Source organism: Agathobaculum faecis (assembly GCF_014287995.1).
Lineage (GTDB): Bacteria > Bacillota > Clostridia > Oscillospirales > Butyricicoccaceae > Agathobaculum > Agathobaculum ammoniilyticum.
The window spans coordinates 214,755-238,059 of sequence record NZ_JACOPL010000003.1; the positions used below are offsets into that span (position 1 = coordinate 214,755).

The 23,305-nt window shown below is 57.8% G+C and carries 29 protein-coding genes; 11 read left to right on the plus strand and 18 right to left on the minus strand.

Annotated elements, in window-relative coordinates:
- Positions 1-110 precede the first annotated feature (110 nt).
- The 5 genes from H8S45_RS04695 to H8S45_RS16215 all read left to right on the plus strand — a co-directional run bounded on the left by H8S45_RS04695 (position 111) and on the right by H8S45_RS16215 (position 4,097).
- Positions 111-509: a plasmid mobilization protein gene (locus tag H8S45_RS04695; protein ID WP_054327750.1), complete on the plus strand. Its 399-nt coding sequence runs from the start codon at positions 111-113 to the stop codon at positions 507-509.
- Positions 481-2,061: a relaxase/mobilization nuclease domain-containing protein gene (locus H8S45_RS04700; protein ID WP_054327814.1), complete on the plus strand. Its 1,581-nt coding sequence runs from the start codon at positions 481-483 to the stop codon at positions 2,059-2,061. The genes H8S45_RS04695 and H8S45_RS04700 overlap by 29 nt, the downstream gene beginning before the upstream one ends.
- A gap of 80 nt (positions 2,062-2,141) precedes the next feature.
- Positions 2,142-2,345, plus strand: coding sequence for a hypothetical protein (locus H8S45_RS04705; RefSeq protein ID WP_054327749.1), 204 nt, complete (start codon positions 2,142-2,144; stop codon positions 2,343-2,345).
- Positions 2,346-2,382: 37 nt separating this feature from the next.
- The gene (locus H8S45_RS16210; RefSeq protein WP_243182376.1) at positions 2,383-3,558 is read left to right on the plus strand and encodes a recombinase family protein; all 1,176 of its coding nucleotides are present in this window, start codon (positions 2,383-2,385) and stop codon (positions 3,556-3,558) included.
- Positions 3,441-4,097 (plus strand): DUF4368 domain-containing protein, encoded by a 657-nt coding sequence (locus H8S45_RS16215; protein ID WP_243182377.1) that lies wholly within the window; start codon positions 3,441-3,443, stop codon positions 4,095-4,097. The genes H8S45_RS16210 and H8S45_RS16215 overlap by 118 nt, the downstream gene beginning before the upstream one ends.
- Positions 4,098-4,184: 87 nt before the next feature.
- On the opposite strand, the gene H8S45_RS04715 is transcribed toward H8S45_RS16215, so the two are convergent.
- The 4 genes from H8S45_RS04715 to H8S45_RS04730 all read right to left on the minus strand — a co-directional run bounded on the left by H8S45_RS04715 (position 4,185) and on the right by H8S45_RS04730 (position 8,253).
- Entirely contained in the window at positions 4,185-5,207 is a 1,023-nt protein-coding gene (locus H8S45_RS04715; RefSeq protein WP_147573874.1) for a hypothetical protein, read from the minus strand.
- Positions 5,204-5,686, minus strand: coding sequence for a sigma-70 family RNA polymerase sigma factor (locus tag H8S45_RS04720; RefSeq protein ID WP_243182378.1), 483 nt, complete (start codon positions 5,684-5,686; stop codon positions 5,204-5,206). The genes H8S45_RS04715 and H8S45_RS04720 overlap by 4 nt, the downstream gene beginning before the upstream one ends.
- A gap of 186 nt (positions 5,687-5,872) precedes the next feature.
- Complete coding sequence (gene cysK / locus H8S45_RS04725) at positions 5,873-6,805, minus strand: cysteine synthase A (RefSeq protein ID WP_054327746.1); 933 nt, start codon at positions 6,803-6,805, stop codon at positions 5,873-5,875.
- A 257-nt stretch (positions 6,806-7,062) separates the two neighbouring features.
- A complete protein-coding gene (locus H8S45_RS04730) occupies positions 7,063-8,253 on the minus strand; it encodes a glycoside hydrolase family 3 N-terminal domain-containing protein (protein WP_107630901.1) in 1,191 nt (396 codons plus the stop codon).
- A 103-nt stretch (positions 8,254-8,356) separates the two neighbouring features.
- Here H8S45_RS04730 and gluQRS point away from each other — a divergent pair, with 103 nt between their 5' ends.
- Positions 8,357-9,274 (plus strand): tRNA glutamyl-Q(34) synthetase GluQRS, encoded by a 918-nt coding sequence (gene gluQRS, locus H8S45_RS04735; protein ID WP_054327743.1) that lies wholly within the window; start codon positions 8,357-8,359, stop codon positions 9,272-9,274.
- A gap of 42 nt (positions 9,275-9,316) precedes the next feature.
- Here the strand turns inward: gluQRS and H8S45_RS04740 are convergent, their stop codons facing one another.
- The 11 genes from H8S45_RS04740 to H8S45_RS04790 form a co-directional block, all read right to left on the minus strand.
- Positions 9,317-9,484, minus strand: a complete 168-nt coding sequence (locus H8S45_RS04740) for a FeoB-associated Cys-rich membrane protein (RefSeq protein ID WP_082397256.1) — start codon at positions 9,482-9,484, stop codon at positions 9,317-9,319.
- Between the two features lie 33 nt (positions 9,485-9,517).
- Entirely contained in the window at positions 9,518-12,019 is a 2,502-nt protein-coding gene (gene feoB, locus H8S45_RS04745) for a ferrous iron transport protein B (RefSeq protein WP_147573873.1), read from the minus strand.
- Between the two features lie 52 nt (positions 12,020-12,071).
- A complete protein-coding gene (locus H8S45_RS04750) occupies positions 12,072-12,293 on the minus strand; it encodes a FeoA family protein (RefSeq protein WP_054327742.1) in 222 nt (73 codons plus the stop codon).
- Between the two features lie 13 nt (positions 12,294-12,306).
- Positions 12,307-12,516, minus strand: a complete 210-nt coding sequence (locus tag H8S45_RS04755; RefSeq protein ID WP_207724445.1) for a FeoA family protein — start codon at positions 12,514-12,516, stop codon at positions 12,307-12,309.
- Between the two features lie 571 nt (positions 12,517-13,087).
- Entirely contained in the window at positions 13,088-13,519 is a 432-nt protein-coding gene (locus H8S45_RS04760) for a flavodoxin (RefSeq protein ID WP_054327740.1), read from the minus strand.
- Between the two features lie 64 nt (positions 13,520-13,583).
- Positions 13,584-14,147 (minus strand): DUF3793 family protein, encoded by a 564-nt coding sequence (locus H8S45_RS04765; RefSeq protein ID WP_054327739.1) that lies wholly within the window; start codon positions 14,145-14,147, stop codon positions 13,584-13,586.
- A gap of 460 nt (positions 14,148-14,607) precedes the next feature.
- Positions 14,608-15,018: a secondary thiamine-phosphate synthase enzyme YjbQ gene (locus H8S45_RS04770; RefSeq protein WP_054327738.1), complete on the minus strand. Its 411-nt coding sequence runs from the start codon at positions 15,016-15,018 to the stop codon at positions 14,608-14,610.
- Between the two features lie 3 nt (positions 15,019-15,021).
- Positions 15,022-15,591 (minus strand): HD domain-containing protein, encoded by a 570-nt coding sequence (locus tag H8S45_RS04775; RefSeq protein ID WP_054327737.1) that lies wholly within the window; start codon positions 15,589-15,591, stop codon positions 15,022-15,024.
- Positions 15,557-16,915, minus strand: a complete 1,359-nt coding sequence (locus H8S45_RS04780; RefSeq protein WP_054327736.1) for a CCA tRNA nucleotidyltransferase — start codon at positions 16,913-16,915, stop codon at positions 15,557-15,559. The genes H8S45_RS04775 and H8S45_RS04780 overlap by 35 nt, the downstream gene beginning before the upstream one ends.
- A complete protein-coding gene (locus H8S45_RS04785; RefSeq protein ID WP_054327735.1) occupies positions 16,915-17,127 on the minus strand; it encodes a DUF896 domain-containing protein in 213 nt (70 codons plus the stop codon). Before H8S45_RS04785 ends, H8S45_RS04780 begins: the two co-directional genes overlap by 1 nt.
- Before the next feature lie 80 nt (positions 17,128-17,207).
- Positions 17,208-17,468 carry a hypothetical protein gene (locus H8S45_RS04790; protein ID WP_054327734.1) on the minus strand — a complete coding sequence of 87 codons (261 nt, stop codon included), beginning with the start codon at positions 17,466-17,468 and terminating at the stop codon, positions 17,208-17,210.
- A gap of 94 nt (positions 17,469-17,562) precedes the next feature.
- Between H8S45_RS04790 and H8S45_RS04795 the strand changes: the two genes are divergently transcribed.
- From H8S45_RS04795 to H8S45_RS04815, 5 genes are all read left to right on the plus strand, one after another.
- Entirely contained in the window at positions 17,563-17,784 is a 222-nt protein-coding gene (locus H8S45_RS04795; RefSeq protein WP_082397252.1) for a helix-turn-helix domain-containing protein, read from the plus strand.
- A gap of 529 nt (positions 17,785-18,313) precedes the next feature.
- Positions 18,314-19,582 carry an O-acetylhomoserine aminocarboxypropyltransferase/cysteine synthase family protein gene (locus tag H8S45_RS04800; protein ID WP_054327733.1) on the plus strand — a complete coding sequence of 423 codons (1,269 nt, stop codon included), beginning with the start codon at positions 18,314-18,316 and terminating at the stop codon, positions 19,580-19,582.
- A gap of 62 nt (positions 19,583-19,644) precedes the next feature.
- Positions 19,645-20,100: a GNAT family N-acetyltransferase gene (locus H8S45_RS04805; protein WP_186949721.1), complete on the plus strand. Its 456-nt coding sequence runs from the start codon at positions 19,645-19,647 to the stop codon at positions 20,098-20,100.
- Positions 20,101-20,181: 81 nt separating this feature from the next.
- Entirely contained in the window at positions 20,182-21,531 is a 1,350-nt protein-coding gene (locus H8S45_RS04810) for an MATE family efflux transporter (protein ID WP_186949723.1), read from the plus strand.
- Between the two features lie 88 nt (positions 21,532-21,619).
- Entirely contained in the window at positions 21,620-22,141 is a 522-nt protein-coding gene (locus tag H8S45_RS04815; protein ID WP_054327730.1) for an HD domain-containing protein, read from the plus strand.
- A gap of 44 nt (positions 22,142-22,185) precedes the next feature.
- Here H8S45_RS04815 and H8S45_RS04820 read toward each other — a convergent pair whose 3' ends face one another.
- The 3 genes from H8S45_RS04820 to H8S45_RS04830 are packed head-to-tail and all read right to left on the minus strand — an operon-like array spanning position 22,186 to position 23,257.
- The gene (locus H8S45_RS04820) at positions 22,186-22,617 is read right to left on the minus strand and encodes a hypothetical protein (protein WP_147573870.1); all 432 of its coding nucleotides are present in this window, start codon (positions 22,615-22,617) and stop codon (positions 22,186-22,188) included.
- 12 nt (positions 22,618-22,629) lie between these two features.
- On the minus strand, positions 22,630-22,953 hold the full coding sequence (locus tag H8S45_RS04825; RefSeq protein ID WP_054327728.1) for a hypothetical protein: 324 nt from the start codon (positions 22,951-22,953) through the stop codon (positions 22,630-22,632).
- Position 22,954: 1 nt separating this feature from the next.
- Positions 22,955-23,257, minus strand: a complete 303-nt coding sequence (locus H8S45_RS04830; RefSeq protein WP_054327727.1) for a DUF2089 family protein — start codon at positions 23,255-23,257, stop codon at positions 22,955-22,957.
- Positions 23,258-23,305 lie beyond the last annotated feature (48 nt).

Genomic DNA, 23,305 nt, shown 5'->3' on the forward strand with positions numbered 1-23,305 from the left:
CCATCATGGAATCTTGTTGGGGAGTGCCTTCCCCAAACCCTGCTCTATTCCGCAAAGCGGAAGCGACGGCATACGCCGACCACCATTTTCACAAATGAAGGAGGAACCGAATGACAAAAAACTACAATACACCGAAACGAACCCATATCGTAAAAACCCGCCTGGACGATGAAGAACATGCCGACTTTCTCCGCCGATTGGAGATTTACGACATGACCCAATCGGAGTTTATTCGTGAAGCAAGCTTCGGCGCAACCATCAAACCGACCATTGTGGCAACATTGGTCAGTGATGATCTGCTGGCTGCTGTCGGCAAGCTAATCGCTGAGTACGGAAGAATCGGCAACAACCTCAATCAGATTGCCCGACACCTCAATGAATGGCACAGTCCCTATCCTACCATGGCGAAGGAATTGCAAGATTCTGCCGCTGATCTCGCCACTCTGAAATTGGAAGTGATGAAAAAGGTAGGTGATGCTGTTGGCAACGTTCAAGCATATAAGCTCTAAAAATGCCGACTATTCTGCCGCCGAAGCCTACCTCACTTTTGAACACGACGAGTTCACCATGAAGCCCACCCTGGACGAAAACGGCAGACTTGTTCCAAGACAGAATTATTGCATTTCTACGCTGAACTGCGGTGACGAAGATTTTGCGATTGCCTGTCTCCGTGCCAATCTCCGCTACAGCAAAAATCAAAAACGGGAAGATATTAAAAGCCATCACTATATCATCAGCTTTGACCCCAAGGATGTTCCCGACCACGGATTGACCGTTGACCGGGCGCAGCAGTTAGGCGAGGAATACTGCAAAAGGCATTTTCCCGGACATCAAGCTATCGTTTGCACTCATCCCGACGGACATAACGGCAGTGGCAATGTTCATGTACACATCGTTATCAACTCTCTGCGAATTATGGAAGTTCCGTTCATGCCATATATGGACAGACCGTGCCATACTCAACCGGACATGAAGCACCGATGCACCAACGTAGCTATGGAATACTTTTGTTCCGAAGTCATGGAAATGTGCCACGATGCGGGTCTGTATCAGATTGATCTGCTGAATGGGAGCCGAACTCATATCACCGAGCATGAGTATTGGGCGAAGAAGAAAGGACAGATTGCGCTGGATGAAGAAAACGCTGTTCTTGCAGAACAGGGCTTGCCCATTAAGCAGACCAAGTTTGAAACCGATAAAGACAAGCTCCGTGAAGAAATCCGTATGGCACTTTCAGAAGCAATTAGCTTTGATGACTTTGCAGAAAAACTTCTCCGCCGTGGTATCGCTGTCAAAGAAAGCCGAGGGCGTTTGTCCTATCTCACACCCGACCGCACCAAACCCATCACGGCACGAAAGCTGGGCAATGATTTTGATAAAGCTGTTGTATTCGCTGTCTTTGTCAGAAACGCAAAACAAGTGAGGGCGAAAGCTGCACCCGTCCATTCCGCACCGACCATCCAAGACCGTGTTAATCAGCAGAACACCGTCAGCCGTATGGTGGATGTAACTGCCGCAAAGGAAAAGGGCAAAGGGTACGAGCATTGGGCAAAGAAGCACAATCTCAAAAATGCAAGCCGCACCTATCTTCTGTATCAGGAAATGGGATTCGAATCTCCAGAAGCATTAGCTGCCGCCTGTGATGCCGCCCATGAGAAGCTAAGTGATATTCGCATCGAAATGAAAACCGTAGAAGCTGCAATCTCAGAAAAGAAAGAGTTCCGGAATAATATTCTGAACTATCACAAGACCCGATATGTAATCGACGAATTGAAAGCCTGCAAAAACGAAAAAGCCCGACAGAAATATCGTGATGAGCATGATAGCGACTTCATCATTCTGAACGCCGCTAAACGCTATTTTGATTCTAAGGGATTGAAGAAACTGCCAAGCTACAAGGCGTTGCAGACGGAAGTGGAGCAGCTCATCAAGGAGAAAAACGAGCTTTACAACCAATATCAGATTGCCAAGGAAGAAGCACAGCGGCTCGATACCATTCGGCACAATCTGGAGCAGACCCTTGGCAGAAAAATTGAACACAAGAAAGAACAGGAGCGATAATCATTCCATTCGAATCCATTCCCATCCGTCCAGTTCCCAATTTGGGAACTGGATACCACCAAGTAGAAAGGACAATTTTTATGAATGAGCAGAACAATAAAAATTACACTATCAATGAAAACGGCAATATTGTTGCCCACAATTACTGTGCAGCAGAGTTGCCGAAGATCACTGTAACCATCCATTCCGGTCAAACCACTTATCGCTTTAATGGAAGCTATGACGGAAATCGTAGTTTGCCCGCAAAGCTGCTCGACCACATGGTTAAAGACAACGAAAACTAAGAAAAACACTATAACGAAATGGTAGATTTATTCACAAATGTGTGATATGATATATACAAGCAATCCTGTATTGGCAGACTGCCCGCCGATTAAGGAGGAACAAGATATAAATAGGCAGTCTGACAAAATTACCGCTATCTACTGTAGATTAAGTCGTGACGATGAACTGACAGGCGATAGCAACAGCATTGTCAATCAAAAGGCGATTCTCAATAGGTACGCTAAAGAACAAGGTTTCAAAAATATCCAGTTTTTTGTGGATGACGGGTACTCCGGTGCAAACTTTAATAGACCCGATTGGCAACGCATGATCGAACTGGTGGAGAATGATAAAGTTGGTATCATCCTCGCCAAAGATATGAGCCGTATCGGTAGAAACTATCTGGAGGTTGGCATCTATACCGAGATGCTTTTCCCCGAACACAATGTCCGTTTCATCGCCGTAAACAGCGGTGTGGACAGCGCCAATCAGCAGGACAACGATTTTACGCCGTTTTTGAATATCATCAACGAATTTTACGTCAAGGACAGCAGTAAGAAAGTCCGTGCCGTTATGAGGCAAAAAGGCGAAGCTGGCGAGTATCTGACCACCAACCCGCCCTACGGCTACATGAAAGACCCCGACAATCCAAAGAAGCATTGGATTGTGGATGATGAAGCCGCAGCCGTTGTCCGTCAGATTTTCGCATGGTGCATGGAGGGCTATGGCCCATCTCAGATTGCTAAGAAGCTGAAGGACGCAAAGGTAGAATGTCCTACTGTTCATTGGATGAAGTTAGGCCGCAATGCTCCCGCCAAAACACCCGATGACCCGTATGGTTGGGTGCCTGACACTGTTTCAGGCATACTGGAGAAGCAGGAATACCTTGGACACACAGTTAATTTCAAAACTCGCAGGTTATCGTACAAGAGCAAAAAGAAACTCGAAACCCCTCCCAACCAATGGAAGATTTTCGAGAACACCCACGAAGCAATTATTGACAAAATACCTTTGACCGTGTGCAGGAACTTCGCAAGAACAAACGCAGACCTACCAAAACAGGCAAAACCAATATGTTCTCCGGTCTCGCTCGCTGTGCCGATTGCGGTGAGAAATTGTACTACTGCACCAGCAAGAGTTTTGAAACCCGACAAGACCACTTCATTTGCTCCACCTCCCGCAAGCGTGGCAAAGATGTGTGCGAAACACATTTCATCCGTGCGGTCGTGTTAGAGGAAGGAACTTTGCAGCATATGCGTTTGCTTTTCCTCTGCATCGCAAACTATGAGGATGAGTTCCGCAAGGCATTGGGTGCAAAGCGAACAGCCGAATCAAAGAAAGAGCTTTCTGCTAAAAAGAGAGCCTTGCAGAAGTCTGAAAATCGCATGTCTGAACTGGACAGATTGTTCAAACGTATTTACGAGGATATGGTCAACGGAAAGCTCTCCGAAGCTCGTTTCCAGATGTTATCTGATGATTATGAGCAGGAACAGGATGAACTGAGAGCCAAGATTGAAATGCTTGAAAACGAAATACAGAACCAAGAAAATCATGTGGAGAGTGTCGATACCTTCATTCGCTTGGCGAAGAAGCACTTGTATCTGGAGAAGCTGACACCCGAGGTTCTAAACGATATGGTGAAAGCCGTGTATGTTCATGCACCGGACAAGTCCAGTGGACACAGGGTGCAGGATGTAGACATCAGCTACAATCACATCGGCATACTCCCCGCCAATTTACTCTATGACATTATGAACGGAAAAGCGGCATGATTTACTCATGCCGCCTCCCCGAAAACAATATGATACTGTTTTATTGAGCCGCCCCTAACCGCGGCCTGTTTTGCTTTTCCCTCTAGGTCAGGCGGAAAGCGGATACTCGGTATCGTTTATAACGACCGCCTGCACATCCGCAAGGTCAAAGGTCCGCGCAAGCACATACACGGCGGCTTCGTAGTCAAAGCCGGCATCCGCGCCAAAGCCAAGCGCATACAGGGTGCGGTCGATATGGTTTGCCTGGTCGGTGATAACTACTACAGAGCCATCCCGCATCTTCACCGCAATGTATCCCACCGCGTCCACGATTATATCCCCCGTCTGCTGCGAGGTGATGCGCAGGCCGATCTGAGACAGCGTGACGGCCCTGTCCGCGCTCGTGTAGCTGGGCATCCGCTGGAATTCCGGCAGAGGCACCTCCAGCGCGACCAGGCCGATGCTTGCACCGTTGGAAACCACCTGCTCCCTGCCCTGTTCCTGCATAACAAGGCGCAGGGGCGTACCCGCCGAGTAGTCGCCGCTGGGAATGAAAGCGCCTTCCAAATAGTAATCGTTTTCGGTCGAACGGCTCTTATCCAGATAGAAGCGGCTGCCGCAGAAGCCATATTCGCCGTACATCACGCTGAAATTGTACTGCCCATCCTGCACGGCGCAGCATTCGGACAGATTGCTCCAAACCAGATCGGGCTGGTTTTGATACTCTGGCAGCAGCTCGATCACGGCGAACGGCATCACCCCATCGCCCGACTTATTCTGCAGGTGCAGGCTGACGATGCCCACGCCCGCGCTCTCGTCAAACAGAACCGATTCCACCGACAGGCGGTATTGGTCGTTCTCATCCGTCAGCGTACCCGGCTCGGAGGCGGCGACATAGTCCGTGAGGGGCGCGTCCGTGCCGTTGGGGAAAAGCAGCGGAAAGCCGCCGCTGACGCCCGCCGCAAACGCTGTGCCGCCGATGCACAGCGCGGCGGCACAGCCGATCGATACCACGCGCTTCCATGGGAAACGCCGCGTCCGGCACAGACGCTCGGGCAGGCTCTCCAGCGCCGCGCGGACGCGCTGGTCAAACTGCGGGGTCATCTGGGGAAAATCATTCGGGTGCATCATGCAAAACACGCTCCTTCCAAATCCTTGCGGAGCAGCTCGCGCGCTGTCCGCAGCCTGCTTTTGACCGTACCCTCCGGCACACCGAGCAGTCCGGCGATCTCGCGCGTTTTGAAGCCCTCCAGGTAAAACAGCACCACCGGCAGGCGGTATTTTTCATCCAGCGACAGCAGCGCTTCATACAGGTCGCTGTGGTCGTCCGCCGCCGGTGCGGGGATACACTCGGCCTGCTCCTGCTTATAGGGCGCGAGCCGCTGCCGCAGGCGCAGGATCGCGCGGCATTCATTAATCAGGATGCGCGTCAACCAGGTTTTGAAATATTTCGGCCGGCGCAGCGTATCCAACTGCTCCCACGCGCGCAGGATAGCCTGCTGCGCTGCGTCCGCGCAGTCCTGCTCGCTGCGGAGCATGGCCTTTGCGACGCGGTATAGCGCCGGCTCTGCTTCCAGCACTGCGGCGGTGAATTCTGCTTTGTCCATCATAGACGGGTCGTTCCTTTCCGAAAGCGTTTGGCGGCCGCCTCAACCTGCTTTCGCTTCATTAGATGGAACAGGCGGGGCTTTGGTTCGGCCTTTCAAAAATTTTTCTTTCCCCGCCCTTTTGTGGGCGTAAAAAGCGGCGGAGCATATGCTCCGCCGCTTGCTGTATCGAATGGAAGAGCCGCAGGCTCAATCGCTGACCAGCGGGGTGGACAGATACCGGTCGCCCGTATCGGGCAGGAGCGCGACAATGGTCTTGCCTGCGTTCTCCGGTCGCTTGGAAAGCTCGACCGCCGCCCACAGCGCCGCGCCGGACGAAATACCGACGAACAGACCCTCGCTGTGCGTGAACACCCGCGCGGTCGCGAACGCGTCCTCGCCCTTGACGCGCATGACCTCGTCATACACCTTGGTATCCAGCACCTGCGGCACAAAGCCCGCGCCAATGCCCTGTATCTTATGCGGACCGCCCTTTCCAGTGGACAGCACGGGGGATTCATCCGGCTCCACCGCCACGACCTTGACGTTCGGGTCCTGCTCCTTGAGATACTGGCCGACGCCGGTAACCGTGCCGCCCGTGCCGACGCCCGCGACAAAAATATCCACCTTGCCGCCCGACTGGCTCCAGATCTCCGGTCCCGTACTCGCACGGTGCGCCGCCGGGTTGGCCGCGTTGACAAACTGGCCGGGAATAAAGCTGTTCGGGATGTTCTTTGCCAGCTCATCCGCACGCGCGATCGCGCCGGACATACCCTTCGCCCCCTCGGTCAGTACCAGCTCCGCGCCGTATGCTTTCAGCATATTGCGACGCTCGACGCTCATGGTTTCCGGCATAGTGAGGATGATCCGGTAGCCACGCGCCGCCGCGACCGCCGCCAGGCCGATGCCAGTGTTACCGCTCGTCGGCTCGATGATGGTCGCGCCGGGCTTTAACGCGCCGCTCGCCTCTGCGTCGTCGATCATCGCGTTGGCGATGCGGTCCTTGACCGAGCCCGCAGGATTGAAATACTCCAGCTTTGCCAGGATCTCGGCGCCCGCGCCGGACTTCTGAGCAAATTTATCCGCCGCGTACAGCGGGGTGTTGCCGATCAGTTCGGCAAAGCTTCTTTTAATATCAGACATGGTGAATTACCGCCTTTCCGTTATGTGAATATTTATCGAACCAGGGCCTGTCTATGTTACAGCCCGCCGGTACATCGTTTCCCTCGCGGAAGCATCATGGACTGCCGCCTCCCTTTATTTCCACTATTCATAGGTGTTTTATATGAATTAGGATACAGGGGTTTGCAGCATTTGTCAAGTAGTATTTGCAAAAAAACAGGAAAAGCCGCTCAGCTACAGACTGGTAATAAAAAATCTCCCCGAGGGGAGATTTTTTATCAAACCGCCAGCAGGCCGAGATCGATTTTCCACTGGATCACGCGGATCGCGGATTCCCGTATCCGGTCAGCGCTGATCGTACCGTCCTGCACCGCCGCCAGCACCGCGTTATACTGCGTAACGAAATCCGAGGAAACCAGCATATCGTTGCCCGCCTGCACCGCCAGCACCGCCGCGTCCGCGCCGCCCGTATAGTCCGTGATCGCCTCCATGATAAGGTCGTCGGTCATGACCACGCCGTCAAAGCCCAGTTCGTCCCGCAGCACCTGATGCACCGCGGGGGAGAGCGAGGCGGGCAGCTCGGCGTCCATGCAGGTCACGATATTATGGCTGACCAGGACCGATTGCGCGCCCGCGTCGATCCCCGCTCGGAACGGCAGGAAATCGCTTTCCCGAAATGATTCGATGGGCCGCTCGTCGATGGCGATGCCGGTATGCGTGTCCAAATTATTGCCATAGCCTGGGAAATGCTTGAGCACCATGCCGATCTGGTCGGACAGCATCTGCGCGACGACCGTGCGGACGTATTCGCTGGTCTGCGCTGCGTCCCTGCCGAAAGCGCGGGCGTTGATGAAGTCCGCGGGGTCGGTGGATACATCGCACACAGGCGCAAAGTTGACGTTTACACCGATCGAGGCGAGCAGCTCGTCCTTTTCCTTGGCATCGCTCGTGATCAGCGCAAAGCCGCCCTCGTTATACAGCGCCTGCGGCGACCAGAACCTGTCCGCGCGGAAATTGGGGTTGGAGCTAATACGGACGACCGTTCCGCCCTCCTCGTCCACGCCGATCAGCATGGGGGTCGCCGCCGCATCCTGATAGGATTGGATGACCGCGGCCACGCTCTCCTTGGTCTGCCCCTCAAAGTCGCGGCCGAACAGGATATAGCCGCCGATATCGTACTGACCGGCGAGTACCGCCGCGTCGGCCTCCGGACAGCGCGCAAAAAACATCTGCGCGACCTGGGATTCGAGCGGCAGGTTATTGACATAATGCTCGGCCGCGGAGATATCCTCTTCCGCAACGCCCGCCGCTGCTTCCACGCTGTCTTCCGCCGCTTCGCCGCCGGTTCCCGTCTCTACCTGCGCAGGCGCGTCCGGCGGCGCCGTATCCGCCGGCGTATCCCCCTTGCACGCTGCCAGCCCGCACAGGCACAGCACGGCGAGCAATAGGGAAAGCCATTTCTTTTTCATTTTTCCACCTCCTGAATATTGTTTCTATTATACCGAAAAAAACCGCCGTTGCAAAGCCCATTCCATTTATGGTAAGATAGGGAGGCGAAAGGGGGCTTTGCCCATGCATACCATCGGACGCTTTGCGCCCAGCCCGAGCGGGCGCATGCACCTGGGGAACGTGCTGTGCGCGCTGCTGGCATGGCTGAGCGCGCGGCGTCAAAACGGGCGCTATCTGCTGCGCATTGAGGATCTGGACGCAATGCGCTGCCCGCGCCGCTATGCGGACCTGATCCTGGACGACCTGCGCTGGCTCGGTTTGGATTGGGACGGCGAGGTTCCCTATCAATCCGAGCGCGCCGCTGTTTACGAAACATACGAGACTATGTTGCGCGGCAAGGGGCTGCTCTACCCCTGCTTCTGCTCGCGCGCCGCGCTGCACGCCGCCAGCGCCCCGCATCTTTCCGATGGGCGCGTGGTCTATGCCGGCACCTGCCGCGGGCTGACGGCTGAGCAGGCTGCGGAAAAGTGGAAAACACGCGCCCCGGCAACACGGGTGCGCGTGCCGGACGAAACCGTTTCGTTCACGGACGGGGTGTTCGGCGCATACAGCGAAAACCTCGCGCGGGAGTGCGGGGACTTTATTATCCGCCGGTCGGACGGTGTGTTCGCCTACCAGCTTGCGGTCGTTGTGGACGACGCGCTCTCGGGCGTGACCGAGGTAGTGCGCGGGGCTGACCTGCTCTCCTCCACGCCGCGCCAGATCTGGCTGCACCGGCTATTCGGCTTTCCGCCGCCCGCGTTCTTCCACATCCCGCTGCTCTGCGACCATGACGGGCGCAGGCTGAGCAAGCGGGACGAAGACCTTGACCTCGGTCGGCTGCGCCAGCGGTTCTCCCCCGAGCAGGTCGTCGGCGCGCTGGCTTATGCCGCCGGCCTGACCGAACGGCCAGAGCCGGCCGCCGCGCGCGAACTGATCCCCCACTTTTCCTGGGCGCGTATCCCCCGGCGCGACCTGTTCCTGCCCGACCTGTTCCGTTGACATGATAAAACGCCCATCCGGCACTGCCGGATGGGCGTTTCTTTACTTTTTCGGCTCGCAGTGGCAGCTTCCACCGCTGCATTTGCCGCAGCCGCCCGAACAACCGGAACAGCCGCCGGATTGGAATTGGCGGTAAACACTGCGCGCTGCGAAGAATATGGCGGCGGCAACGAGCGCGCCGACCACAAGGTTAGAAACGATAGATAACATAGTCACGCTTCCTTTCCAGGGTGCCGCGCGGCGTTACGCCTGCACGCTCATTTTGCGAAGCCCCTCGGCACCGTCGGCCTTGGCCGGCTTACGGACCAGCAGGTAGATCATCAGCGCCAGGACGATAACCGCCGCAATGGTACCCACGCCGAACGAAAGCTCGCCCGTGAGCAGGCCGCCGAACTGGTAAACCATCAGGGCAACCGCATACGCAAACACCATCATATAGCCAATCGCAAAGCAGGTCCACTTGGCGTTGTTCATCTCACGCTTGATTGCGCCCATCGCCGCGAAGCACGGCGCGCAAAGCAGGTTGAAGCACATGAACGAATACGCGCTGACCGCGGTGAAGGAAGCCTGCAGGTTGGCCCAGATTTCCACGCCATCTTCCGCGACCTCGGCAAAGCCATAGGTCTGTCCAAAGGTGGCGACGACGTTCTCCTTGGCGATCCAGCCGGTGACGGTTGCCACCACGTTCTGCCAGCTTGCCCAGCCAAGCGGCGCAAAGATCGGTGCAAGCGCGTTGCCGATGCCGGCCAGAATGCAGTTGTCGATATTCTCGACCGCGCCGAACGCGCCGTTCTCCCAGCCATAGCTCTGGAGGAACCAGAGGACGATGGTGGAGAGCAGAATGATCGTACCGGCCTTTTTAATGAACGACCAGCCGCGCTCCCACATCGAGCGGAGCACGTTGACCAGAGTGGGCGTATGGTAGGCAGGCAGCTCCATAACAAACGGCGCCGGTTCGCCCGCGAACATCCTGAACTTTTTGAGCATGATGCCCGAAACAATAATGGCCAGCACGCCGATCACATAGGCGGAGAACGCAACCCAGCCCGCGTTGTCGAACAGCGCGCCCGCGATCAGCGCGATGATTGGCAGCTTCGCGCCGCAGGGTACAAACGTAGTCGTCATGATCGTCATGCGCCGGTCGCGCTCCTGCTCGATCGTGCGCGACGCCATGACGCCGGGTACGCCGCAGCCCGTGCCGATCAGCATGGGGATAAAGGACTTGCCCGAAAGGCCGAACTTGCGGAAAATACGGTCCATGATGAACGCGACGCGCGCCATGTAGCCGCAGTCCTCCAGCAACGCCAGGAAGATGAACAGCACCAGGATCTGCGGGACAAAGCCCAGCACCGCGCCGACGCCGGCAATAATGCCATCCATAATCAGGCTGTACAGCCAGTCAGCGATGCCAAGGCCGCCCAGCGCGCCTTCCAGCAACACGGGAATGCCAGGCACCCAAATGCCATAGTTCGCCGGATCCGGCTCCTCGGCCGCCATCGCGGTTTCAAACATACCGAAGTCAACCGCTTCCTCGGTGACCGTGCCGGTCTCCTCGTCCTCAAACGCCGCGGTGCCTACGATATCGGCTGCGGAAGCGTCCGCAGCCAGCGCGGCGGTTGCGCCCGCAAGCACGTCGGCATCAGGCTCCTCGGCCTCCAACTGCTCGGTAATGGCCGAAACATCCACGCCGCCCTCTTCCGCGGCCGCCAGCCATGCGTCGCGGTAAGCGGTCTGCGTTTCGTATTCCGATCCGGCTTCCTCATACGCGCCCGCGCCATAGCCGGCCAGATGCCAGCCGTCGCCGAACACGCCGTCGTTGGCCCAGTCGGTCAGGATGGTGCCGACCGTGGTCACCGATACATAATACACAATGAACATGACCAGCGCAAAGATCGGTAGCGCCAGGATGCGGTTGGTCACGATATGGTCGATCTTGTCCGACACGGTCATGCCGGTCTTTTTCTTTTTGACGCAGGCCTTGACAATGCCGCCGATATACTGGTAGCGCGCATCCGTAATGATGGATTCCGCGTCATCGTCCAGTTCCTCCTCGACGGCGCTGATGATGGCTTCTAGCTTTGCCTGCGTATCCACGCTGAACTGGAAACGGGCCATCACCTTCTGATCGCGCTCGAACAGCTTGACCGCATACCAGCGGCGCTGGCTTTCCTCGGTCACGCCCGCGATCATGTCCGTGATCTGCTGCAGCGCCTTTTCAATATTCTCCGGAAATTCATGCTGGGGCGGGAGCTTGCCGGCAGACACCGCCTTCTTCGCGGCCTCCACCAGTTCCTTTGTCCCTTTGCCCTTGACCGCCGCGGTTTCCACGACCGGCACGCCCAGCAGGCTGGACAGCTTCTTCACGTCGATCACATCGCCGCGCTTCTCCACAATGTCCATCATGTTCAGGGCCACGACGACCGGAATACCCATTTCGAGCAGCTGGGTGGTTAAGTACAGGTTGCGCTCTATGTTGGACGCATCCACCAGATCCATGATGGCATCCGGCTTTTCCCCCACCAGATAGTCGCGCGCGACCACTTCCTCCAGCGTATACGGCGAAAGCGAGTAAATACCCGGCAGGTCGGTGATGCGGATCTCCTTGTCCGCTTTCCAGCGGCCCTCTTTCTTTTCCACGGTAACGCCCGGCCAGTTGCCGACATACTGCGTCGCGCCGGTCAGGTCGTTGAACATCGTGGTCTTGCCGCAGTTCGGGTTGCCGGCAAGCGCCAAACGAATAGACATGTTGCTTCCCCTTCCTTTCAATTAGCTTCCGCTAACCTATGTGCAAAATTTTTTAGTCAACCAGTACTTTTTCCGCATCCGCCTTGCGCAGCGAAAGCTCGTAGCCGCGCACCGTAACTTCGATCGGATCGCCCAGCGGCGCCACCTTGCGAACATATACCTCAGCCCCGCGCGTCAGGCCCATATCCATGATGCGGCGGCGGGTCGCGCCCTCGCCCTCGATCTTACGCACGGTAACAGTTGCGCCGCACGGCGTAGTTCTCAGATTGCCCATTGTTTTTCCCCCTTCAGACATAGATACGAGACGCCATCTGCTGCGAAATCGCAACGCGGACGTCTTTTACGGATACGATCAGGTTGCCCTGCAAAGAAGAGACGACCCTCACCTTCGCCCCCTCGACAAAACCAAGGTTCTGCAGGAACCGGCGTGTCTGATCCCGACCGTGGATCTGTTTTACCGTAGTCTCCACACCGGCGTCTATCATCGTAAGCGGCATAATAGCAATCCTCTCCTTTTCTTTGTTAGTAGGAGCTAACCCAAACCCTGTAAAGCAGGGGTTAGCTCTTTCTAACCCCTTAACCGTGCTAAGTTTACCATCGCTAACTTTATTTGTCAAGCGGACCGGAACAGGTTTGTCAATTCTCACCAAGAACAGCAGGGTTTGCGGCAGCTAATTTGTACAGTGCTTCCCATTCCTGCCAGTCGGGCAGGAGGAAGCCCGCAGCCGTTGTTCCGGACAGCCGCGGGCTCATGTTATGTTGGGCATACCGGGCAGTATACCCTGGGGTTTCCCCCGGGACAAGAAAGGATATTTGTATCATAACCACCGCCGTCGCGGCGGGTATGACCGGTTTATTTTCGATGGAAGCCGACGGCTTCCATCGAGGGACGCACCGCGCTGCGCGCGGATGCGCCTGCTGCTTCGAAACGCTCCGGCACGCGAAGCCTTTCTCCGCACGGGTATTCAAACACACGCTGTGTGTTTCCGCGGCTTTCCGCGGAAAACCGCGGAAAGCCAATCGAATACGCGCTTCGCGCGAAAAGGCGCGCCGGCGCGGGAAATTGTCTTAGTAAGCGGCGAAGCCTTTGCCGAACTCCCTGCACTTGGCCAGCCCGTCTTCGTCGGGCGTCTCGTTGATCATCAGGCCTTCGTCCGTGTAAATATTGGCGTTTGCATCGTTGGTGCGCTGCACCCAGTCGCGCATCCACTGTCCGTCGCCCCAGCCGTAGGAGCCGAACAGCGCGACCTTGCGGCCCGCGAGCCTGTTCTCCAGCTCGGTGAAGAACGGATCGAACTCCGCTTCCTCGAGCACCTCCGCGCCCATCGCCGGACAGCCAAGCGCAATCTTATCGTATCCTGCCGCAGCGCCGGCGTTGGTATCCGCCACGTTCAGCAGATCGCATTCCATGCCGCCCTCGCGGATTCCTTCCGCGATCGCGGTTGCCATTTGCTCGGTATTGCCGGTCTGGCTCCAATAAATTACTGCAGCTTTGCTCATTTCTGTCAAATCCTCCTGTTGATTATTGTTGATTATTTTAGATGCATTATGAAACGCTTTGCGCCTATGCCGCGGCAAACACCTCGAGCAGCGTTTCCCCTTGCTCGATCCGTTTTGTCACCGCGCGGCACACCCGCGAAAGGCGGTCAAACAACCGCGACGCAGCCTGCGCGTCGCCATATACTTTCCAGTAGCCGCTGAGCTTGCAGCCCCGTCCGGCATTCCGGATAAACCCCACGACATCTTCGATCGGATATCCCAGGAACAGACCGATTTCATGCGGGAAGGTTTCGGAAAGCGCGATCCTGCGCTTCAGCTCCCGCAAGAGGTCCTGCAACGGCTGGCCGGCTGGGTAGCCGAACGACGCCAGCACATGCTGCACACAAGGCTCCGCCATATGCCGCTCGAGCGCCTGCTTTTGGTAGACCATCAGCAGATACCGCCCGCGGCAGGCACAGACGATCTCAAAGCACATGCCGCGCGGGGCAAACGCCTCGCGGTAAGTTTTCAGACGCTGTGGCAGATCGGGATACAGCGCGCGGTCGAACGATACCAGGCTTGCTGGTTTAATCCCCGCCAGCGTCGGCGAGCAATACGCCGCGAGCTGTCGGTCCAGTTGGTTCATCATCTTGTCACGCACCTCCTGCCCTGTATTTTTACCGGATCAGTTTCCTTTATCCGCAACGTTCCGAACAGCGCGGCCGCGGTTAGCCATACGGCCGCGCAGTCTTAACGGTCTGTTTTGTTCGGATAGATGCGCAAAATACAGAGGAAGCTGTGTATGTATGGTGCGCCGCTCCGTTCCGCGAAAGCGGCACCGGTCATCGAGCATATCAGTAAGCCTCGGCTAACCTGAATATAAGTTAGCATAAGCTAACCAAAATGTCAAGTACTTTTTTCAAATTTCTCTGAGAATTTTCCGCAGGAGTGATTCTTTGTTTTTTCTCACCCAAAACCATATTTTTATTCTGTGCATTTTTCTGACAGTCCTGCTTGTATCCGCAGCACAAAGACCGGCCGGATACGGCCGGTCTGCAGCATGCTTCCCGTTTCCTATCCGTCAGCGGTATCCCCTCTGCGGAACAGGCTCATCCGACGGCGCTATCCCCCAGCACCTTTACCTGAAAGCGTCTGGTGCGCGGGCCGTCGAACTCACAGAAATACACACCCTGCCAAGTCCCCAGCAGCAGGCATCCGTCCTCGACCAGCACCAGTTGGCTCGTGCCAACGCAACTCGACTTCAAATGCGCGGCGGAGTTCCCCTCCGCATGCCGGAACGCGCGCCGGTCGGGAAAGGCTTCGCGCAACCCCAGCAGCAAGTCGTGCCGCACGTCCGGATCAGCGTTTTCATTGATCGTGATGCCGGCGGTCGTGTGCGGACAGTATATGACCGCAGCACCGCTCTGCACGCCACTTTCCCGCACTGCTTCGCGCACCTGCGCGGTCACGTCGTACAGGCCCTCCCGTTCGGTATGCAGGGTATATTCCTTTGTTTTCATGCCTTACTCGCTCCTATTCTCATGCAGATAAGTAGCTTCCAGATCGGACAGATGCAGCTTGACCGCGAGCGGATACTTTTCGAATGCGTGCGCAAGCGAAAAGCTGCCGCCGCGCACGGAATCGTCAAACCCGCCCATATGCCAGCGGATCGCCATTGCCTCCTCGGTTTTCAGGCGCATGAAGCGCTCGATCAGGTACACCGATTTCTCGCCGTGTCCATAGGGAAACTGGTCGTCGATCGCGTAAACCGGCACCTTTTCCCACTCGCCGCGGTCGTTCTTGCGGTTGCGCAGCTCGGTCTTGTAAAAGCCCGCCTTGCACAGATCATGCAGCAGCGAGGCGATCGTAAAGCTCTCGATATCATCGCCCGCCGGATCGTAGTGCTTGGAGATCAGCACATTGTATACGTTAAGCGAGTGGTCGAGCAGGCCGCCCTCATACGCGGCGTGAAAGCGCGTGGACGCGGGAGCGGTGAAAAAGTCCGTGCTTTCCATCCACGCCAGCAGCTTTTCCGCGCCCGGGCGGCGGATATTCTTGTTATAAGTCTCGATAAACAGTTCTTTGCTCGTCATGTCGTTCCTCCATTCGGGCGCGGGCGAGCGCGAGGAGCGCCTCCCGCGTGTTTGCGGCCTGTTCCTCGATCACCGCGTCGAGCAATGCGCGCAGCATCTCCCCGACCGCAGGGCCGGACAGGCCGAGCGTCTTGATGTCGTTTCCATCCACCGCGAGCCGGCGCAGAGAAAAGCAATCCTCCGCCGCCAGCACGCCGTTCAGCCGTTTTTCGATCGCATGCAGCCAAGCGATATCCTCCGGATGCGTCCCCTGTCCGACCGCGTCCCCTTTTTTGATGGCCAGCAGGTCGCGGAACCTGGCCTCCCCGATCTGCGACAGACGGCGGCGCACCTGCCGACCATTATCGCCCAGAGGGAGGTCGTGCTGTTCGACCAGCAGCAGGATGCGGGCCGTATCCTCTCCCGAAAAACGCAGGCGGCGCAAGATACCAGCCGCGATTTCACGGCTGGCCTTGGGGTGGCCGTAAAAATGGCCGACGCCATTTGCATCCACGGTTTTGCAGGCGGGCTTGCCGCAGTCGTGCAACAGCATGGACCAGCGCAGCACAGGTTCTGCCGGCACCTGCCCGACCGCGCGGACGCTGTGCTCCCACACATCGTACCGATGGTGCGGGTTTTGCTGGGCGCAGCCGAGCATCGGCCGCAGTTCGGGCAGCGCCGCGGCAAAAATATCGGAAAAGCCCATCAGCGCGCGCTGCGCGAACCGTCCGCACAGCGTGTCGGTCAGCTCCGCGCGCACGCGCTCGGCGGCAATGCATTCCAGTCGCCCTGTCTGGCGGTGCATGGCGGCTGCGGTCCGCGGCTCCACTGTAAAGCCGAGCTGGGCGGCAAACCGCACCGCGCGCAGAATGCGCAGCGCATCCTCTTGGAAGCGTGCATCCGGATCGCCGACCGCGCGCAGGATACCATTTTTCAGGTCGTCCCGCCCGCCGAACGGGTCGCACAGCCCGCGCTGCGGGTGCCATGCCATTGCTCCTACCGTGAAATCGCGCCGCGCCAGATCAGCGCGCACCTCCGGCACGAACAACACGGTGTCTGGATGCCGCCCGTCCGAATAACCGGCATCCGCGCGAAAGGTCGTGATTTCCAGCGGACCTTCTTCCGTCAGCAGGGTCAGCGTGCCATGCTTCAGGCCGGTTTCCAACACGCGCGCGCCCGCAAACACCACCCGCATCTCCTCCGGCCGCGCGGCGGTACACAAATCCCAATCATGCGGCGGAGCACCTCGCAGGCTGTCGCGCACACAGCCGCCGACCGCCCAGGTTTCAAACCCCGCCGCCTCCAGGCGCATGATCGCGGCGGCAACATGCTCCGGCAGGCGCATCAATGCCCGCCTTTTTTCTGCCGCAGCTTGTAGGAGGTGCCGTCCGGATTGAGGACGACCGTCCGGTCCAGTTGTGCCTTCAAGCTTTTGCGGAAGCCCGCTATATATTCCTCGCGCAGGGCTTTCTGCTCGGCCTTTTCCGCCTCGCTCAGCCCTTCGGCCTTGGCTTTTTTCGCCAACTCGTTGATGCGCGCGATTTTTTCATCGGTCATTGCCGTATTCCTCCGTAGATTTTTCTATGCCCCTATTATAGCAAAGCGGGCGGGCAAAGTCCACGGAAATCCTTGCGCGGCTATGCTCCGTCGAGCGCCCGCGCGTCCGCCATCAGCAGCAGGCCGCAGCGCAGCCCGAGCAGGAAGCAATCCTCGCCATGCTCTGCGGCCGCGGCAACCGCCTGGTCGCACACCCGACGGAAGCTGCGGTGGAGGACGCGCGGCAGAAGCGCGTCAAATTCATCCTGCGCCTGGTTCAGGTTTTGCCATGCTGGGCCGTCCTTGCTGACGCATACACGCTCGGCGGCGGCCTGTAATTCCTGATAAATGGATCGGTTCATACAAATCACCTCGCTTATATTTTAATTCTTTTCGAATTAAAAATCAATAGCTCATTTTGAGTTAAGCTATAATAATTGCCAGGTGGTGATATTGATGTACTTATGCAGGCTGCGGGATTTGCGCGAGGAAGCCGGATTAACGCAAACCGAGCTTTCCACGCAATTGCGTATTGCCCAAACCACATACAGTGGTTACGAACGAGGCTTTCGCGACGTATCTTTAGAAATGCTATGCCGAATTGCAGACTTCTATCATACCAGTACTGATTTTATTCTTGAGCGCACCAACGATCCCGCGCCGCCGCGCAAACGGTAAGCGTTTCCGCTTTGGCCAAGCAGGGAACGCTGCGCCTGCGCGGCGCGGGCGGACAAGAGGGGAGAAACCAACGGTTTCTCCCCTCTTGCCAATCACCCCTTTTCCCTGATGCACAGGCCGGAGGCCGGAACGGCTGCGCCGTTCCTATTTCTGACCAGGACCGCTCTGAAAAAATACGGGGGCTGTTGCGGGAGCTCTATTCGCGCGGAGGTTAGAGCGGGATAGCGGGAAAACGGGTGCCGCCTGTCCGAAACGGTCTATGCGCGCGTAACAGCGCGCGCGGGAGGGAGGAGATGCTGCCTGGGTTTCCCTGCACCCCCTAGGGTGGAAGCCGTTGCGCTTACCGTGATAAGGAAAGCAGGGAAATTCAAAAGGGGAGGAAACCCCATGCGGGTTGTCCTCCCCTTTTGCCCCCGCACCGGGCGGCGCGTCGTTCCCACGTCAAGGGGCGCAATTCCCTTGACCCTCCCTCCCCCGCGTGTTAAAATACCCTTGTGCAAAAAATTCCTGCAAAGGAGCTATAATAAATATGAAGATCGAAACAAAATGCCTGCATGAGGGCTACAAGCCCGAAAACGGCGGCCCAGGCGTCATGCCCATCGTTCAGTCTACCACCTACCGGTTCGATTCGACCGAAAAGATCGCATCCCTGTTCGATATGCCGACCGAGTACATGTACTCGCGCTTTGCCAATCCGACCTGCGACGCGGTGGAAAAGAAAATCGCCGCGCTGGAGGGCGGCGTGGGCGCGATGCTCACCAGCTCCGGCCAGGCGGCGAGCCTGCTCGCCATCCTCAACCTCTGTTCCGCGGGGGACAGCTTCATCGCGGCTTCCACGATCTATGGCGGCACGATCAACCTGTTCGGCGTGACGCTCAAAAAGCTCGGCATCGAGTGTATCTGGGCGGATGCGGAAGCAGACGCGAAAGAAATCCAGAAGCTGTTCAAGCCCAACACCAAGGCTGTGTTTGGTGAAACGCTCGCCAATCCGGCGCTGACCGTGTTCGATATCCAAAAGTGGGCGGATATCGCGCACAAAAACGGCGTGCCGCTAATCATCGATAATACGTTTGCCACGCCCATCCTGTGCCGCCCGATCGAATGGGGCGCGGATATCGTCATCCATTCCACCACAAAATATATGGACGGCCACGCGGTCCAGGGCGGCGGCGTCATCGTGGACGGCGGCCGGTTCGATTGGGCCGCCTCAGGCAAATTCCCCGACTTCACCGAGCCGGACGAGAGCTATCACGGCGTTGTCTATACCCGTGAATTCGGCAGCATGGCTTATATCATTAAGGCGCGCATGCAGCTTATGCGTGATTTCGGCTGTTATCCGGCGGCGCACTCCGCATTCCTTTTGAACCTCGGCCTGGAAACCCTGCCCGTGCGCATGAAGCGGTACTGTGAAAATGCGCTCACGGTCGCCGAGTACCTACAGGCGTCGGACAGGATCGCTTCCGTGCGCTACCCCGCCCTGCCCGGCAACGAACATTACGAACGCGCGCAGAAGTATCTGCCGCTCGGCACCTCGGGCGTGATGTCGGTCGATATCAAGGGCGGCCGCGGCGCGGCCATGCAGTTCATGGACAGCCTGCAGCTTGCCTGCAACGAGGTCCATGTGGCGGATATCCGTACCTGCGTGCTGCATCCGGCCAGCGAAACCCACCGCCAGCTCACGGACGAGCAGCTCGTCGCCGCAGGTATCGAGCCGGGCCTTGTGCGGGTTTCGGTCGGCCTGGAAAATGTGGAGGACATTATCGCGGACCTTGACCAGGCTCTCGCTCAGCTCGGCTGAAGCCGCTGTCTGGAAGCAAAGGCACGCGAAACACCGTTTTTTGTCAAACAGGAGGTTTTCCTATGCATATCCGATCGATCGAGCCGCGCGACCGCGACTTTTTCCTCAGCCGCAACGCGGCGTTCTACCGCTCTTCCGCCTGCGACCATGCAATCCCGCCGCAGAACGCCGAGCGCACGTTCGAACTGCTGCTGCACGGCACGCCCTACGCGGACTGCCTGATCGCGGAGGACGACGACGGCGCGCCCTGCGCCTACCTGCTGCTCGCGCTCACCTGGTCGAATGAGGCGGGCGGGCTGTGCGTATGGCTGGACGAGCTGATGGTGGACGAGGCCGTGCGCGGCACGGGCATCGGCCGCAAAATGATCGCTGCCGCACACGAAAAATACAACAGCGCCGCGCGCTACCGGCTGGAGGTGACCGAAAGCAATGTGCGCGCCGCCGCGCTGTACCGGATGCTCGGCTTCGAGGAGCTGGCCTACCGCCAGATGATTATGGACACGCCGGTCGGCCTGTGAGCCGAACAGAGCCGCAGTTTAAAGCTGCGGCTTTTTCTTTGCCGGTTTATCTGTTATAATAGTAAAAACGGGGTGAAGCATATGGCCGGTGAAAATAAAATGGGGACCATGCCCGAAGGGCGGCTGATCGTTACCATGTCGTTTCCGATCATGCTGTCCATGCTCGTGCAGGCGCTGTACAACATTGTGGACAGCGCTTTTGTCGCGCGCATCAGTGAGGACGCCCTGACCGCCGTTTCCCTTGCGTTTCCGGTGCAGCTTTTAATGATCGCGGTTGCGACCGGCGCGGGCGTGGGCGTCAACGCGCTGCTGTCGCGCCGGCTGGGACAGAAAAAGCAGGCGGAAGCGGACGCGGTCGCGGTCAACGGCATTTTTCTTTCCATTTGCTTCTGGCTGGTGTTCGCTGTGCTGGGGCTGCTGTTCGGGCGCGACTTTATCGCGCTGTTCACCGATGTACCCGCTGTCGTCGATATGGGCGCCGGCTATGTGACGGTGGTGACTACCGCGTCCTGCGGCGTTTTCCTGCTGTTTGTCGCGGAACGGCTCATGCAGGCGACCGGCAACACGGTCTACCACATGGTCACGCAGCTCATCGGCGCGCTGCTCAACTGCGTCCTCGACCCGATCCTGATTTTCGGGCTGTTCGGCTGTCCCGCGCTCGGTACCACGGGCGCGGCGCTCGCGACCGTCCTCTCCCAGATCACCGCCATGTCAATCGGTTTTTTCATCAATGTGCGCTTCAATCGGGATGTCCGCATCCATGTACGAGGCTTCCGGCCGGATGTCCGCATCCTTGCGGAGATCGTGCGCATCGGCCTGCCCGCTGCCTTGCAGCAATCCCTGCTGAGCGTGCTCACGGTCGGCCTCAACCGCATCCTGATGCCGTTCTCCCAGACCGCGGTCGGCTTTTACGGCGTGTACTACAAGCTGCAGAACTTCCTGTTCATGCCGGTCTACGGTCTCAACAACGCGCTCATCCCCATGATTGGCTTCAACTATGGTGCGAAAAACCGCCGCCGCATCGAGCGGATCACCCGATATGCGCTGCTGCTCGCGCTCGGCATCATGGCGGCGGGTACGCTGCTGTTCGAAGCTCTGCCCGTACCGCTTCTGCGGCTGTTCGACGCCTCGGATGCCATGCTCGCCCTCGGCGTCCCCGCCATCCGCATCATCTCCGCTTCGTTCTGCCTTGCCGGCGTTTCCGTCATCCTGTCCGGCTGCATGCAGGGATTGGGCCGCGGGAGCGAGTCGCTTATCGTGGCGTTGCTGCGTCAGCTTGTCCTCCTCCTGCCCGCCGCCGTGCTGCTCTCGCACGTCAGCCTTTCGGCCCTCTGGCTGGCGTTCCCGCTTGCGGAGGCCTGCGGCCTTGCCGCGGCGGTACTGCTCCACCGGCGGGTATGCCGCCGGCTTTTATCAGGCTTGTCCGAATAAACGTCACAAAAATGTAACAAACGCCCTCTTGTTTTTGTGCATTCTGCGGCATATAATAAAGACAGAAAACCGGAAAGGGGTGAGTCCCATGGAGAGTGAGATACAGCGGCTTGGAGGGGATATCCTGAAGCATCCCCGCTATCTGCAGCTTCTGCAGTTCCAGCACCACGGCGCGGAAAATTCCGTGTACGACCATTCGGTCGCCGTGGCTCAGGCGGCGTATGCCATCGCCCGCCGGATGCGTCTGTCCGGGGACGAAACCGCCTCTGTAATCCGCGCGGCGTTGCTGCACGATTTCTTCGGTTACGACTGGCACGGCGAGCGTTTTCGCCGTTACCTGCGCCGGTATTCCGGCCTGCGGCGTGTGATGCGCATGCACGCGTTTGTACACGGCCATATCGCGGCCGACCGCGCGAAGCATACGTTCGGCCTGACCGAGCGCGAATGCGAGGCAATCGCGCGGCACATGTTCCCGCTCGCGGCCATGCCGCGCACGCGGATCGCATGGATCGTGACGCTGGCGGACAAAGCCGTTGCTTCCAGAGAGATGGCCGCTGCGCTTGGCGGCTATATATCCCTTGCCTGCCGCAAGCTGTTTGCTTATAACTGAAAACGCCGTCCGGATGCGTCTGTCTGGAACGGCGTTTTTCTGTTTTACAGATCCTGTATGTTCATCTTTTCCAGCAGCCTTTCCCGCCGGAGCTTTTCCCGCCCGATATAATACGCCCCCAACAGCACGAAGGTTGGGATGTTGCTTACCAGCAGGATAATCCCGACCTGCACGGTATCGCCCAGTGTCCAGTCCGACGTTTGTTCCACCCGCCGCTCCTCATAGAGTACCTCGCCGGTCTCTTCATCGACCACCTGCAGCCCGCTCGCCGCGCCGCCTATGGAGGTAAACACCACGCCGCCCAGCACCAGCAGCAGCGACAGCATAAGCGACAGAGCAGGCATAATCAGCCCCGGCCACCGGCTTTTGCGGCGCGACAGCCAGACCTCAAGCACGATCACGCCCGCCAGCACCGCCACCAGCACCAGCGTGTTCAGCACGGTCACCACGATTGACATTGTCATTATTCCCGCCAAAACGATTCCCCCTTACAAATCCTGTATCTTTATCTTTTCCACCTGCTCGCGGTGTTTCCCGCTGCGGCGGCAGTGCCAGTAAATCGCCAGCAAAACGAGCGCCGGCGCGAAAAAGAGCAGCCCCATGAGCAGCGACAGCACCTTTTGCAGCGAATTTTCCGCCACACCGAGCGCGTTCAGCACCACGTTCGGCAGGACAAACAGTACAGGCGGCAGCAGACACAGGGGCAGCACCAGCCCGGGCCACCACGCCCGCCGCTTGGACAGAAACACCTCCAACGCGCAGACCGCCGCGAACAGCGCCAAACAGAAAACCAACTTAATTGGATTTATCATGCTACCCCTCCTCGTTCTTTTGCTTCTTATACTCGTTAATCAGGATTTTCGCCGTGTCGAAATCCAGCTTGTCGTTGACCGCCAGCCGTTTGATGAGCGCGATATACGGCTCCTCCCCTTCGCGCTCGCCGATCTCGATTTTCTGGATCAGCCGGTCAAGCCGCAGGCGCACGGTCGGATAGGTCACGCCATACACGCCCGCGACCTCTTTGAGCGAGCCCGAGGCCAAAATAAATTTTTTGATGAAAGAGACGTCCTCATCGTCAAGCTGCGCCATCCACTCCGGTACGACCTCGATCGCCACGCCATCACTTCCTTTCCTGTGGCCTTAGTATAATATTTAATTTTATAA

What these genes read in the sequence shown, in the direction of transcription:
- H8S45_RS04695 (WP_054327750.1), top strand. Translation starts at nt 111, where the DNA reads ATGACAAAAAACTACAATACACCGAAACGAACCCATATCGTAAAAACC.
- H8S45_RS04705 (WP_054327749.1), top strand. Translation starts at nt 2,142, where the DNA reads ATGAATGAGCAGAACAATAAAAATTACACTATCAATGAAAACGGCAAT.
- H8S45_RS16210 (WP_243182376.1), top strand. Translation starts at nt 2,383, where the DNA reads ATGTGTGATATGATATATACAAGCAATCCTGTATTGGCAGACTGCCCG.
- H8S45_RS04715 (WP_147573874.1), bottom strand. Translation starts at nt 5,207, where the DNA reads ATGATGCACCCGAATGATTTTCCCCAGATGACCCCGCAGTTTGACCAG.
- H8S45_RS04720 (WP_243182378.1), bottom strand. Translation starts at nt 5,686, where the DNA reads ATGATGGACAAAGCAGAATTCACCGCCGCAGTGCTGGAAGCAGAGCCG.
- cysK (WP_054327746.1), bottom strand. Translation starts at nt 6,805, where the DNA reads ATGTCTGATATTAAAAGAAGCTTTGCCGAACTGATCGGCAACACCCCG.
- H8S45_RS04730 (WP_107630901.1), bottom strand. Translation starts at nt 8,253, where the DNA reads ATGAAAAAGAAATGGCTTTCCCTATTGCTCGCCGTGCTGTGCCTGTGC.
- gluQRS (WP_054327743.1), top strand. Translation starts at nt 8,357, where the DNA reads ATGCATACCATCGGACGCTTTGCGCCCAGCCCGAGCGGGCGCATGCAC.
- H8S45_RS04740 (WP_082397256.1), bottom strand. Translation starts at nt 9,484, where the DNA reads ATGTTATCTATCGTTTCTAACCTTGTGGTCGGCGCGCTCGTTGCCGCC.
- feoB (WP_147573873.1), bottom strand. Translation starts at nt 12,019, where the DNA reads ATGTCTATTCGTTTGGCGCTTGCCGGCAACCCGAACTGCGGCAAGACC.
- H8S45_RS04750 (WP_054327742.1), bottom strand. Translation starts at nt 12,293, where the DNA reads ATGGGCAATCTGAGAACTACGCCGTGCGGCGCAACTGTTACCGTGCGT.
- H8S45_RS04755 (WP_207724445.1), bottom strand. Translation starts at nt 12,516, where the DNA reads ATGCCGCTTACGATGATAGACGCCGGTGTGGAGACTACGGTAAAACAG.
- H8S45_RS04760 (WP_054327740.1), bottom strand. Translation starts at nt 13,519, where the DNA reads ATGAGCAAAGCTGCAGTAATTTATTGGAGCCAGACCGGCAATACCGAG.
- H8S45_RS04765 (WP_054327739.1), bottom strand. Translation starts at nt 14,147, where the DNA reads ATGATGAACCAACTGGACCGACAGCTCGCGGCGTATTGCTCGCCGACG.
- H8S45_RS04770 (WP_054327738.1), bottom strand. Translation starts at nt 15,018, where the DNA reads ATGAAAACAAAGGAATATACCCTGCATACCGAACGGGAGGGCCTGTAC.
- H8S45_RS04775 (WP_054327737.1), bottom strand. Translation starts at nt 15,591, where the DNA reads ATGACGAGCAAAGAACTGTTTATCGAGACTTATAACAAGAATATCCGC.
- H8S45_RS04780 (WP_054327736.1), bottom strand. Translation starts at nt 16,915, where the DNA reads ATGCGCCTGCCGGAGCATGTTGCCGCCGCGATCATGCGCCTGGAGGCG.
- H8S45_RS04785 (WP_054327735.1), bottom strand. Translation starts at nt 17,127, where the DNA reads ATGACCGATGAAAAAATCGCGCGCATCAACGAGTTGGCGAAAAAAGCC.
- H8S45_RS04790 (WP_054327734.1), bottom strand. Translation starts at nt 17,468, where the DNA reads ATGAACCGATCCATTTATCAGGAATTACAGGCCGCCGCCGAGCGTGTA.
- H8S45_RS04795 (WP_082397252.1), top strand. Translation starts at nt 17,563, where the DNA reads ATGTACTTATGCAGGCTGCGGGATTTGCGCGAGGAAGCCGGATTAACG.
- H8S45_RS04800 (WP_054327733.1), top strand. Translation starts at nt 18,314, where the DNA reads ATGAAGATCGAAACAAAATGCCTGCATGAGGGCTACAAGCCCGAAAAC.
- H8S45_RS04805 (WP_186949721.1), top strand. Translation starts at nt 19,645, where the DNA reads ATGCATATCCGATCGATCGAGCCGCGCGACCGCGACTTTTTCCTCAGC.
- H8S45_RS04810 (WP_186949723.1), top strand. Translation starts at nt 20,182, where the DNA reads ATGGCCGGTGAAAATAAAATGGGGACCATGCCCGAAGGGCGGCTGATC.
- H8S45_RS04815 (WP_054327730.1), top strand. Translation starts at nt 21,620, where the DNA reads ATGGAGAGTGAGATACAGCGGCTTGGAGGGGATATCCTGAAGCATCCC.
- H8S45_RS04825 (WP_054327728.1), bottom strand. Translation starts at nt 22,953, where the DNA reads ATGATAAATCCAATTAAGTTGGTTTTCTGTTTGGCGCTGTTCGCGGCG.